The sequence below is a fragment of the Maribacter sp. 6B07 genome (assembly GCF_002700155.1).
Lineage (GTDB): Bacteria > Bacteroidota > Bacteroidia > Flavobacteriales > Flavobacteriaceae > Maribacter > Maribacter dokdonensis.
In genome coordinates this window covers 698,338-712,499 of record NZ_PDUT01000001.1, presented here as the reverse complement: position 1 = coordinate 712,499, position 14,162 = coordinate 698,338, and the positions used below count along the sequence as shown (strand labels likewise).

5 protein-coding genes are annotated in these 14,162 nt (G+C 36.4%); 3 read left to right on the top strand and 2 right to left on the bottom strand.

The genetic code is table 11. From position 1 onward, the window contains the following. Positions 1-63: 63 nt before the first annotated feature. Positions 64-2,112 (top strand): M13 family metallopeptidase, encoded by a 2,049-nt coding sequence (locus tag CSC80_RS03040; protein ID WP_099189681.1) that lies wholly within the window; start codon positions 64-66, stop codon positions 2,110-2,112. A 166-nt stretch (positions 2,113-2,278) separates the two neighbouring features. Here the strand turns inward: CSC80_RS03040 and CSC80_RS03035 are convergent, their stop codons facing one another. Continuing rightward, positions 2,279-8,314, bottom strand: a complete 6,036-nt coding sequence (locus CSC80_RS03035; protein WP_236973314.1) for an MG2 domain-containing protein — start codon at positions 8,312-8,314, stop codon at positions 2,279-2,281. A gap of 251 nt (positions 8,315-8,565) precedes the next feature. Further along, positions 8,566-9,708 (bottom strand): histidine decarboxylase, encoded by a 1,143-nt coding sequence (locus tag CSC80_RS03030; protein ID WP_099189676.1) that lies wholly within the window; start codon positions 9,706-9,708, stop codon positions 8,566-8,568. Between the two features lie 170 nt (positions 9,709-9,878). On the opposite strand from CSC80_RS03030, the gene CSC80_RS03025 reads away from it, so the two are divergent. Then, positions 9,879-10,331 carry an Lrp/AsnC family transcriptional regulator gene (locus CSC80_RS03025; protein ID WP_099189674.1) on the top strand — a complete coding sequence of 151 codons (453 nt, stop codon included), beginning with the start codon at positions 9,879-9,881 and terminating at the stop codon, positions 10,329-10,331. Positions 10,332-10,585: 254 nt separating this feature from the next. Further along, a complete protein-coding gene (locus CSC80_RS03020) occupies positions 10,586-14,149 on the top strand; it encodes a metallophosphatase (RefSeq protein ID WP_099189672.1) in 3,564 nt (1,187 codons plus the stop codon). The last annotated feature ends 13 nt before the right edge of the window (positions 14,150-14,162 follow it).

Genomic DNA, 14,162 nt, shown 5'->3' with positions numbered 1-14,162 from the left:
TTTTGTAACAAAACTCAAAATGTACGTCTTATAAATCGACACGTTTAAAAACTAACTCACAAAATGAAAAAAGTTTATTTATTTGCTGCCGGTCTGGTAGCATTGGCTTCTTGTAAAGAAGAGGCTAAACCAACTGCCGAGGCAGAAAAAATTCCTGGTATTGTTCTTGCCAATATGGATACTACCCAAAACCCTAAATCAGATTTCTATAATTACGTCAACGGAAATTGGATGAAGTTTACTGAAATTCCTGATGATAGAACAAGTTGGGGAGGCTTCAGTGTACTTCGTAAATCTACAGATGACGATGTGTTGAAAATATTGGCTACAGCAAAAGAGAGTGGTAACTACGCTGCAGATACCGATCAAGCTAAGGCTTTGGCCATTTTTGATACAAAGTTGGATACCGCAGCTAGAAACAAGGCAGGTATTTCTCCTTTGGAACCTGCTTTTAAGGAAATTGAATCGATAAAAAATCTAAAAGATCTACAGACCGTTTTGGCTACCAATGCCGCGGTGTCTTCTCCTTTCCTTAATATTGGTGCTGGTGCAGATTTAAATAATAGTAGCATGAATGCCGTTTATTTAGGAGCTAATGGATTAGGGTTGCCGGATCGTGATTTCTATTTGGAGGAAGATGAAAAATCTATTGAAATTCGTGAAGAGTACAAAAAACACGTTTCTAAAATGTTGCAGAAATTGGGTGACTCTGAAGCAGATGCTAATAAAGCAGCGGATAAGATCTTAGCATTGGAGACACAATTGGCAGAACCTCGCTTAGATAAAGTAGAGCGTAGAGATGCTAGAAACTACAATAATCCAAGAACTGTTGCTGAAGTTGACGAGATGATGTCGACTATTGATATGAAAAAGATGATTTCCGATTTAGGAATCACCAAAAAATTCGATACCCTTTTGGTAACCCAGTTGAGGTATACCGAAGCTTTGGACAAGTTTTTGAAAACAACACCTATTGAAGATATTAAGACATTGATTAGATGGGATACGTTCAACAGCGCAGCCGGTAAATTGACTACTGAAATTGAAACGGCCAATTGGGAATTTTATAGCAAATACCTAAGAGGGGCTAAGGAACAACGCCCAGCAGATGAGCGTGCATTGGCAACCGTAAATGGTACTGTTGGTGAAGCTTTAGGTCAGTTATACGTAGATGCTAAATTTCCGCCAGAAGCAAAAGCGAAGGCAGAGTTAATGATAGCCAACGTGATCGATGCTTTCAAAGAGCGTATTGCTGTTTTAGATTGGATGAGCGATTCTACAAAAACAAAGGCTATAGAAAAGTTGGATAAATTCACTGTTAAGATTGCTTACCCAGATAAATGGGAAGATTATTCTACAATGGAAGTTTCTGCCGATAAGTCTTATTTTGAGAATATGACCGCTGTTAATAAATGGGGAGAATTAAAGAACTACTCAGAAATTGGTGAGCCAGTGGATAAAACGGAATGGGGAATGTCTCCACAGACGGTAAATGCATATTTTAATCCACTGAATAACGAGATTGTTTTTCCTGCAGCAATTTTACAGCCTCCTTTCTATAACTATACTGCAGATGAAGCCGTAAACTATGGTGGTATTGGTGCTGTTATAGGACATGAGATTTCTCATGCATTTGATGATAGCGGCTCTCGTTTTGATGCCGATGGAAATCTTAAGAATTGGTGGACAGAAGCTGATTTGGCAGCTTTTACAGAAAGAGCCGATGCTTTGGCGGTGCAGTATGACAGTGTTATGGTTTTACCAGATGTATATGTAAACGGTAAGTTTACCTTAGGTGAGAACATTGGAGATTTAGGTGGTTTGTTAGGTGCTTATGATGGTTTACAGAAATACTACGCTGAAAATGGGCGTCCTGAAGATATTGATGGTTTTACGGCAGAGCAGCGTTTCTTTATGTCATGGGCTACGGTTTGGAGAACTAAGAGTAGAGATGAAGCTTTAAGAACGCAGATCAAAACGGATCCACACTCTCCTGGTCTGGTTAGAGCTACTCAACCATTGTTGAACATTCAGGCATTTTACGATGCTTTTGATATCAAAGAGGGTGATGACATGTACTTAGCTCCAGAGAAAAGAGTAAGTATTTGGTAATTTATTAATTATCATAATATAGAAGGGCGCTACTATGTAGCGCCCTTTTTTTTTCAATACATCATTGCGAGGAGCTTTTTGCGACGAAGCAATCTGTCTGTTAATGGTCACGAATAAGTATTTAGTCAGCCAACAAGCAGATTACTTCACTACGTTCGTAATGAGGTTAATCTTCAACAGATACCCGAACACCTTCACTATGACTGCTAAACTCTGGTGCATACATACTTTCTATGGTGGTAATACCATTACTGAAGTTACCTGCATTGTTGACCCTTACATCATACTCAAATACATAAACCCCTTTAGGTAAATAGTCAAAAAAGAAGTTGGTGCTGGCATCTTTGGTGCTTTCATAATAACCCAGCCCATCTTGCCACTTGTATCTAGATATTACGTTCACCGGTTCAAAACCTGCTGCCCTCATATCTTTCATGTGAATAAATTCCATGTCTCGGTCAGATTTTAGTTCAATACGTATATGTACCAAATCGCCCACCTGTAATGAGGTTTTATCGGTAATTTCAGAGAGTACTTCTCCAGAATTGGTATTCTTTTTCAAAAAGATTTTTTTCTTCAATTGCAACGGCGTTTTTGCGCTTGTTATTTGATCTAAATCTTCAAAGTACTGCCAGTACAATGCGCCCCAAGCAATACCATTTCCTTTTTTAGTTATTTGGACCTCGCCCATTTTTGGTGCAACTTCTTTACCGTTCCACGCGGTTTTAAAATACCCTGTGCCAGCTTCTACTTTGACATCTTCCAAAGTGGAAGGCTTTAGTTTTTCTCCGCCAATAATTACAGCTACGGCATCGGTTACGGATAACCAATCGCTGCCTTGTAATAATAAAGCATAAACAGCTTCGGTAGTAGCTTTGGTGTTACTCCATTGATTGGTTTGCTTATTTTTTAATAGCCAAATTTTTAGATTGTCAATGGTTTCAACATCTGTTGGTTTAATTTCTGAAAATGCTTCTATGAGTAATGATTGGGTCTCAATAGGTGCTTGGTACCAAAACCATGAACTGGTGTTACTTTTCCAATACATACCCAACTCATCATTGGTTATACTGTTTTCTTCTAAAGCACGTATTATTTTATTAGCTGTATTGGTATCGTTCATACGATGTAAGGTCAATGCTAACATGCCTTGAGCGTATAACCCTCTAGAAGTCCAATATTGCTGTGCTTGTTTTGTATAGTAAGCTGTAATTTCCTGCACCTTTTTAGAAGTTTCTATTTCAGGGAAAAAACTACGCATATATAAATAATGTACTTGGTGGGTACTCAAATGGTCGTCATCAATATTGGAGGTATATTTTTTCATTTGTTCGTATTCAGCTACGAATTCGTCATCAAGATATTCAATAGCTTTTTCAATCATTTCTGATTTGGAATTGAATAAAATTGACAAATCATTGGTGTCGTTAGCTTCTGAGTCTGTCAATTTGTTCAAATGCCCCATACCTGTGATGATATGCTGAGTAATATACCTGTTGTCCGGACCGCCTTGGAACCATGACCAAGCTCCGTTAGAATTCTGATTCTGTACAAGTTTGTTCAATGCTGATTGTTGCTCATTTTTCATTTTGCTCAAATTGAACAACAACCCTATTCTTTTCTTTTGTTCGGTTTCAGATTGTGCATCTCTGAGCCATGGGGTTTCTTGAATTAAAAGCGATTTCAATTCTTGATTTTTCTCTAGGTTGCTCAATAATGCATCTGAATTTGCCCATTGATCGAATACTTCACGAATTCTAGGGTTGCTGTTGGCAATGTGGCTTGCCAATGTATTTGCATAATATCTAGAGAAGGTCTGCTCGTTGCAATCATACGGATACTCCATTAAATAAGGTAGCGCTTGTACTGCATACCAAGCAGGATTAGATGTCATTTCTAAAGTTAACTTATGATGATCTAAAGTTGCTGAAGACGTGTTTTTCAATTTGTTAAGGGTAAAGGTTTTCGTTTGGTTACTACGAACCCACATAGGTAAAGTTTCGGTAACTAGGGTTCTGTTGGATAGCACCGGTAACATGTTTTGTTCACCATCTGAATAATCACCTGCTTTTGCAATGATTCTATATTGAACCGTTTGTAGCCCTTCAGGAATTTTTAGGTTCCATGATACTTGAGTGTTACCAAGAGAATCTATAGAAAATGAATTTTGTTGCTGAGCGTTGGTTAACAACTGCGCTGTGATATCTGTACCTGTCAACGCATCGGTTAAATCTAATTGTACTATTCCTTTAAGGTTCTTATTGGTTAAGTTAGATATTTTACTGCTTATGGTAATAGTATCCCCTTCACGTAAAAAGCGTGGTGCATTTGGTGTTACCATTAGTTCCTTTTGAGTAACGGTGGTTAAATTAATAATGCTGCTCTCTAAAGCTTTAGTGTGTGCCAATAATTGAATATTCCACCGAGTTAGCGCTTCGGGAGTGGTAAACGTGAACGAAATATTACCATCTTTATCCGTTAATAATTTTGGGAAGAAAAATGCCGTTTCTTGAAGGTTTTTTCTAATGGATAGCGCATCTAAATCCGTTTCTTTTGTTGGTTCCAATATCTCTGTTTCTACGCCGGCAACTGCTCCAGATAATTCCGATGCTACAGCTGAGCCCGTAACCACCATTTCATCTAAACCTGCGTCACTAGCCATTTGAGCCTTTCTCATTGGAGATTTTGAGTATGCCAATGCGGTAGACCGTGTTTCATAGAACATGCCGCCAGTGACAAAATTTAGCCCAAACCAGTCAAAGGAATCATATGACAAGTTAGGATAGCTTACACCTTCATAATTTAATTGGGTATAGAAACTACTTGTGGCAAAACTATGTTGTGCATTGGTTCTGCTTTCTGAATAATAGTTTGGTTTGCTTAATGGATTAAAATTCCAATAATGTGGTCTGAATTGATTTAAAGAAACATCGAACATGTTGGCTAAAAGTTCTGCACTTACCTTTTCGCCCTTTGGTCCTTTGATTTTAAATGACCATGTTTCTTCTGTACCAGGGGCTAACTTATCTCTAAAAGTAATGGTTTCTATTTGAAGATCTGTAGCAGGATAGGGTACTGAAATGGTCTGCTTGTTCGTGGTAAAGTCATTGGCAAAAGCGTAGCTGTAATTTACGTTGAATCCGCCTAAATCATCCTTTGTTACGGGTATGGAAAAGGTTTTGGAATCGTTGTTCAGCGCAAGGATTTTTACATCTGTAATTTTCTGGTCCTTTTCTATAACAACGGTTACGTTCAAATTCTTTGCACTTGAAAGAAAAGTGACCTTTGCGGTATCTCCTATTTCATATTGATGTTTATCGGTTTTGACCTGAAACAATTGGTTGTCTGCCAATACGTTTTCCTCACCAGAAAATGTAATAATGGCAACATCTTTTACTAGTTGTCCAAATTTATCTTTTACACTTAACTCTAGTCTGTATTTGCCTGATTTCCAATTTTTTGTTTTGCCAAAAGCTATTTCTTTTGATTCGGCCGTATTGAAATTAGATGACCAGATTACCTTTTCTTTTTCCCATTGACTAGGGTCGTTTTCATTTTTAAAGGCGTCATGTGGGTAGAGTTCTTTAAATTCCTTTTTGGTAAAACCGCTATAATCAGGTGCAGCCCAGGGTCTTGGTCTTAAAACATGATCTGGTGCTTGTAGTTTGTATAATGTTACTTCGCCCGTTGTAGCTGCAAATTCACCATTTAAATTGGTGCTGGCAATGTTGATCTTGTTATCTTTTTTTGTTTTGTCAAAGAATTCCGGTACTTGTAAAGTAACGTTTAAGGAATGGTATCCAACGGCAACATGGGTAGTCGTACTTCTTGTTTCACCATTAATATCAGTGACATCTGCGGTAACTTCAAAATTAAATGTTGGTAGATTAGAACTGTCAATACTATTGTCTGGAGCAGCAATAAATGATATTTCATAGTTGCCATTTACATCTGTAATGGTTTCGCCATGGGTTATTTCTTGAGGTGCGATATTAAAATAAGGTCTTGACCAATAATACCATCTAGGTAAGTTCACTACTCGCTTTACCCGATACACCACTTTTGCGCCAGAAATAACGCTGCCTGCATACGCTTTTGCTTCACCTTTTACTACTACGCTGTCATTTACTTTATAGGTTTCTGTAACAGGTTTAAAATTGGTTTCAAACTTGGGGCGTTTGTATTCCTCTACAGAAATACTAGCGTAACCCGATAGATCAAATTCATCTGAATAGGTGTGTAGGGAGTAGCCGCCCGTAAGACCGGAGTTTGGTAAAATGAATTCTCCTGAGACAGAACCATATTCATTGGTTGTTAGCTTTAATGTCTCTAACTTTTGTCCGTTTACATCATGCAGTTCTACTTCAATCTCTTTGTTAGGTAAAACCTGAGAAACTCCGTTTTCTTGTTGTATGGCAATACCTTTGAAATACACAGGCTGTCCTGGTCTATAAATGCTTCTATCGGTAAATAAAAAACAAGAATGCCTAGTGCTAGACTTGTTTTGGCTATAATACCTATTTAAATAGTAATTCTTAAAATAGGCAGTTTCATTATTTTTTTTGACAGTAAGATCAATCTGGCTCCAACTGTCTTTACCTTTTGCTACTATAATTTTACCGTATTTATCTGTATGGTAGGTTTTGGAGTTTATATTGTCTCTATAATTCTTTTTATACGCGAGCACAACCTCTGCGTTATAGATCGGTTTTCCGTTGCTACGATCAATAACTTGATAATGGTTGTGGGTGCCTGTCTGTGTCTCAACTATAGCTAAGTCGGTAACTTGTACGGTTGTGAAACTAAAGAAATTACCCAGTTCATCTTTAGATGTTGCAGTAATTACGTAATTGCCGTTCGTTAATGATGGTAAAGAAATTTCAATGCCATGCATTTGAAAATCATGTTCCGTTTTTAAGGGAGCAGTCCATGAAGTATCTATAGGTAAAGCATTGATGAATTTTTGTTTGTTGGCAGTGTCATAAAGCTCATCTAATTTGTTTATTTGCTTTTGGGTGATGTTCCGAGCTGTAAGGTCTAATTCTTCTACATTTTTATAGTTGACTAGAATACGACCTACAGTGTTCTTGGCTAAAAATTTTTCGGTAGTTAATTGAATGTTGGGTTTTTGGATTTCAGATTTTAAGGCAATGCATTTTTGTTCGGCAAGGGTGTTTGGGAACTTGGCAATTACACCATCTAACAAATCTACAGCTTGCTTTAGTTTCCATTGGTAATCAGTACTGGTAGATGGATTGTATGTTTGCCCTATTTCTTGGTAATGTTTTGCTATTTCATAGGAGTATAACCCTGAAAGCGGACTATGTTTAATATTCTCTGCAGAGTTTTGAAGTACCTCTAGGAACAAATTGTCCTTGTTGGTGAAAACGGCATTTTTATGAATGAACAACAGGCGCGCTATATCTACCATTACCAAGGGATTAATATCGGGGTTACCAAAGTGAAACGCTACTAGTTCCTGATAAATGCCTAAAGCTTTGGCTTGTAACGATGTATTTTTGAGGTCGCTGAACTTCAAAAAACTAGAAGTATATGCCTCACACAAAATTTTAGGGTCATCTATTTCAAATGTATTAAGTGGCCTGTTAATGCTATTTTCATTTGATGTATAAAAATTTAAGGCGGTATGTGCCAATACATCAAAAAGTGTAGGTCTATATATTCTGGTTTTTTCTTGAATATGTAGTATTTCGTCGAAATCTGAAATAGCTAAACTTTGGGTTTTTTCTGCACTCATTAACGAGGCCGAAAAATGTTCGTCTATTTCCTTAAAAAGGGTGTTTAGATCCCATGTTCTAAAATCTATTGGGTCAACTTTGCTTTCGGTGGTTGTTCTATTGTAAAATTTGTATCGGTTGTATTGAAAATACTGCCAGTATAAGTTAGCCAAATGACTATGCAGAATTTGTTTGGTAGGGGCATCTGCTAGTTCAATTTCAGATTTAAACTCATTTACAATGTTCAGTTCAGCATCTTCCTCAAGTGTCATTACATAAGCAGACTTATGCAATAATGACTTAATGGTTTGCGTATAATTGTTTTCTTCTTTTGCCTTTGAAAAAATCGTTTCTACAACTTGTAGTGCAGATTTGGTCCTGTTCTCTTGCTCATGTTTGTCTACCAGTTGCCAAAGTTGATCGTACGAATTATTTGCCTGGGCATTACCAAATTGTGAAAACATGAATACAGTTAAGATTAAATATAGTTTTTTCATCATAGTAAAATTACAATACAAAACTGTGCCAAGGTAATTTTAAATGCAATGAAAAATGAGTGAACTGTCGCTTTCAATTAGTAATGTTCGAAAATGTTATGAGGAAGTATTTCTGAAGATTAGCTTGTTGTATTATGGTATTACTGCAAACACCCTGCTCAAAAAAAATGAGACAGGGTGTTATTTATATAAGTTGAAAGTTTAAACTTTGTGAATTTTTAATGTAATTGAAACTCTTTATGAGTTGTCTCAGCTTTTGGTTGCATATTTTCAGCCACCAAATCTTTTATAAATTCATCAATTTGAGACTTGGTTACATTGGGCATGCAAATTACATGTGTAATATCATCTGTAGCCAATTGCCATTTCTTTTTAATGGTCTCGGACACCTTGGGAAGTACAACGGTAATGGCACCTTTATTGGTCCAGGCGTTAATTCCTATTTTCTGTAATTCTTCCTTGCAATATTCGGCGGTCTCTAAACTATGTCGGTACCGTGCTTCTAACCCTTTTACGCCCATTTTTTTAATGGCATACCATAAGAATAATGGACTATGGCCATTTCTAGAGCCGGTTATGGTAGTGTCTAAAGAACCAATGTATGAAATGCCCCTTGCAATACGATCTCTTAATGAACGCTTTGCAATGATTACTCCAGAAGGAAACGGGGAACCAATAAACTTGTGGCCACTAATTGAAATGCTATCAGCACCGTCTTGAAAATCGAACGGTATACGAGGTTCAATAAATGGACCGTAAGAACCGGCCAAGGCAGCATCGCAATGTATATAATGATTTTGAATAGCCAATTTCTTCAGTATTCTCTTTACTTCAGATACATCATCTTTGGCTTCTGTCATTGTGGTGCCAAAGGTGGTAAGGATAATGGCAGGTTTATCTCTGTTCAGCTGTAACGTATTCTCAAGATCTTCGTAATCTAATTCACCGTTTTCTTGAGCTCTAATGGTAATACTTGGTAAGTTAAGCAAGTGTATGTTTTTCTTTACACTGTAGTGGGTAGATTCAGAAAAATAAACCATGGCTTTTGGGTGAGATTCCCTTGCTAAGTATAAACCATATAAATTACTCTCGGATCCTCCATTGGTAACATACCCCCAGAAATCGGTTGGGTCTGCCCTAAAAAGCTTTGCGAAAAAATCAACGACTTCGCGCTCCATTTCATGGGTTTGTACTTTGTATGTATTGTCCTCATAGGGATCGCCAACATTGTTTATGGGGTGTTTTAAAAATTCATATAGCCTAGAATAATCAAAGTCCTTTGCAACCGGGTAACCAATAACTCTATCTTTTTCTTGAATTAACTTGGTCAACAGCTCATCTATCTTTTGTTCGTTATTCATTTATTATTATTTTTTAAATATGGATTTTTATCACTGTAAAATTACAATTAATGGTATTGTGATTCTTTATATTATCAAATGTTAGCATATATATCTTTTTATTTGATATTTTTAGATTTTTAATACTGTTTAAACTTGGATTATCTTGTTAGATAGAATAATAAACTACTATGGATGTTACAGATAGAAAAATTTTAATGCAACTGCAGCAAAATGCTAAGCAAAACACCAAAGAAATAGCCTCTAAAATAGGTTTGAGTGTTACGCCAACTTATGAAAGAATCAAAAAGCTGGAACAGCAAGAGATTATAAAATCATATGTAGCCTTAGTAGATAGAAACAAAATAGGAAAAGAACTTATAGCCTATTGCCAAGTAACCCTTTCCAAGCAGCAAAAGAAACTTGCAGATAACTTTAAAAAGGAAATATTGTTGCTGCCAGATATTATGGAGTGCCACCAAGTATCTGGTAATTTTGATTACTTATTAAAAATAGCGGTAAATGATATTTCTTCATTTCATAGCTTTATTAATGAAAAGCTCTCCATTATAGATGGTATTTCTACCATACATAGTTCTTTTGTTCTTGATTCTGTTAAAGATACTTCTGCCTTTAATCTATAAGAATGATATAAGACTATCATAACATACAGGCGTAGCAGATTTTTAAAGTCATTTAAAAGATGTTTTGGGTTAGCATGATATCAGTCAATATCTAACTTTGATTTCTGGTAAACTAAATCAAAAATTCTACAGTTTAGATGGTATTCGATGGTATTTTAAATCATCTTTTCCTTTTTTTGGATATTTTCTATTTGGTCTGAGATGAACATCATCAAAACCGAAACTTTGTAGAATGCTAACAAACCTTGGTATACATGCGTTCACTATTATTATTTTCTTCCATTATATGTTGCTTTTCCTATTCGTTCTCGCAATGGACAGAACCTGAGAATTCTAATTCAAAAAAAGAGGTTTCGCATTCTTTTTATATCAGCTCGAATGTTGGAAATGTACCTTTTAACGAAGCTCAAAAAATTCTGGAACAAATCAATAACGCCTCGGTAAATGATAATGAAGCTACCTTGTTGTTAATTGGTAATGTATTGGATAGGGAAGGGTTTTCTTCTCATGATGATGAGCAAAATGAAGTTAAAAATAATCTGCAACCATTGATGAACTTATGGGATAATTTTAATGGAAACGTAATCCTGACCCCTGGAGAAAATGAATGGTTGAAAGATGCGCCGCAGAGTATAGATGACCTAGAATCGTTTTTGCAAGATAATAGTAAGGCTAAATTTTGGCCCAATGATGGTTGCCCATTGGAAAAGGAAACAATTAATAATGAGGTGGTGCTAGAAATGGTAGATTCTCAATGGTTTTTAGAAGATTGGGACGATCACCCATATATTAATGAAAAATGTGAGCATAAGACAAGAGATCAATTCTTGGCAGAATTTAAAGATGATTTAAAAGATAGTCAGGGTAAAACCGTAATTGTAGCGGTCTACCAACCGGTGATGAGCAATACCAAGGTTTCAGTTGTTGATAAAATGGGTGGTTTTACACCAGAGTCATATCAAAATAGCCAAAATAGACAACTGCGTGGTAGAATGGAAACTATTGCTAGTCAGTTTGAAGATGTTATTTTCGTTTCTGGTAAAGACCGTAATCTACAGTACTTGGAAGATGATGGTATTCCACAGATCATCAGTGGTGCAATAGGTGAAACAGATAGGGCTAGAGCTCCAAAAGAAGAGCATTTTGAGAGTGAAAAGCAAGGATATGCAAAATTGACGGTCTTTAAAGATGGTAGTTCTCAAGTAGAATTTTTTAAAGTAACGGATAATACTTCTCAATCAATCTTTACAAAAACCATTAAAAGGGAGCGACTTTCCGCAGATGAGATATCCTATCCGAAGAAAGCATATGATGCAACTACAAAGGCATCGATTTATACAAAAGAGGAAACCGATAAAACAGAGTTCTATAAATTTCTGTGGGGAGATCATTTTAGAAATCTTTACAGCAAAGAAATTTCAGCTCCGGTATTGGATATTGAAGAACTACCAGGTAATGTTAAACCTATTTCAGAAGGAGGCGGTACACAATCTAGATCATTACGATTGATCGATGATAATGAACATGAGTACACGCTAAGGGCTTTACGTAAAAGTGCTGTTCGTTTTCTGCAGACAACCGCCATAGATAATCATTATGTTGAAGATTACCTTAAAAACACTATTGCTGAGCGTTATTTATTAGATTTTTATACCACTGCCCACCCTTATGCGCAGTTTTCCATGAATGAACTTTCTGCGTCTTTGGGCGTGCTACATGCAAATCCAAAAATCTATTATGTACCCAAACAAAAAGGCTTGGGTATTTATAATGAAGATTATGGCGATGCACTTTTTATGTTAGAGGAGCATGTAGGCGATGAGAATAAAACCTTTGAAACCTTTGGGAAGCCCAATGATATTTTAAGTACTACGGATTTACGTATGGAACTAAGGGAGTCAAAAAACGCTTTTGTTGATGAGCCTAGTTTTATACGTGCGCGATTATTTGACATGCTGGTGGGTAACTGGGATCGCCATCAAGATCAATGGCGCTGGGCAGAATTTAAAACGGCCGATGGCAAAAAAAGATATGAGGCAATACCTCGCGATTGGGATCAAGCTTTCCCAAAGTATGACGGACCAATAATTTCTTTGTTAAAGTTTAGTTTTCCATTACTGCGAAAAATGGAAAGCTACGATGCTGATATCAAAAATGTGAAGTGGTTCAATTTTTCAGGATATCCTTTGGATAAAACTTTTATAAAAAAAGCAAATTGGGAAGATTGGAAATCTCAGGTAGATTTTATTCAAGAGAACCTGTCTGATGCGGACATAGAATCGGCATTTGAAACTTTGCCCGTAGAAGCTCAAGATGAAAGTATAGAAACGATTAAAAAGAATTTAAGGTTACGCCGAGACGGACTAGAATCTATTGCCAAATCATATTATGATTATTTAAGCAATTTTGAGGTAGTTCTTGGTACCGAAGATGATGATGAATTCTTGATTACCCGTAAGCCAGGCGGCATTACCGAAATAACTATAGCAAAAGATTCGGTGGTTTTTCAAAATTCATATAACAATAAGCAAACCGATGAAATTTGGATCTATGGTCTTGATGGTAATGACACGTTTACTGTAGAAGGTAATGGTGAAAAGCCTATAGATATTAAGATAATGGGAGGGAAGAAAAATGACACCTATGATTTTAAGAATACCAAAAAGGTAAAACTCTATGATTATAAAAGTAAGAACAACACTATAGTAAATTCAAAATCTAGAAAATGGCTTACAGATTCTTATGATGTTAATAATTATGACTACCAAAAGAGAAAGTATCATGAAAATATTGTGTTTCCAAGTATAGGTTATGATGCCGATACCGGATTCAGATTCGGATTAAAAAATCGTTTTACAACATATGGGTTGGTCAATAATCCTTTTGAGGCGCAACATACCATAGGTGCCGAGTATTTTTTTGCTACAGATGGTTTTGCGATCGATTATAATGTTGAATTTGCTCATGTATTTTACAATTGGAATTTAGGTTTCGATCTTCGCTATGCCAGTCCCAATTTTACAATGAACTATTTTGGAGAAGGAAATAATTCTGCATTTGATGGTGACCTTGATAGAGATTTCAATAGGGTGCGCATGCGCCAGTGGAAGTTCTCTCCTTATTTAGTGCATAAACATAGGGGTAACAGTTTTTATGTGAGGACCGCATTAGAATCTTTTGATGTGTCAAATGATGATGATCGTTTTGTAGGGCAGGCTTTTACATCTGATAATGATGTATATGAAGATCAATTATATGTCACCGCTGAGTTAGGTTATAATTATAAAAACCAAAACGATCCGGCGTTTCCAAATAGGGCTATGGAGGCAGATGTTATTACTGGTTACAGATCTAGTATTAATGGTTTTGATAATCGTTTTGGTTATATAAAACCTACACTGAAATTAACGTATCCGCTACATCCCAGTGGTATTGCCGTAATAGCAACTAAAATTGCGGGCGAAACGGTAATAGGTGAGAATTATGAATTTTATCACGGTGCTATTTTAGGAGGCAACCAGAGTTTAAGGGCTTATAGAAATGAGCGGTTTAATGGTAAAACGGCTTTTTATCAAAGTACGGATGTAAGGGTGGGTTTAACTAGATTTAAGACCAATTTTATTCCGCTTCAATTAGGTGTAAGTGCAGGCTTTGATTATGGACGAGTGTGGACGGAGAACGATACTTCTTCAAAATGGCATAATGACTACGGTGGCTCTGTGTGGGTTTCGGGCTTTAGTGCACTAACCGGTAACTTAGGTTTTTATCATGGGGAAGATGGTAACCGTGTCATATTCAGTGTAGGCTTTAATTTTTAATTATCGTTCTTAA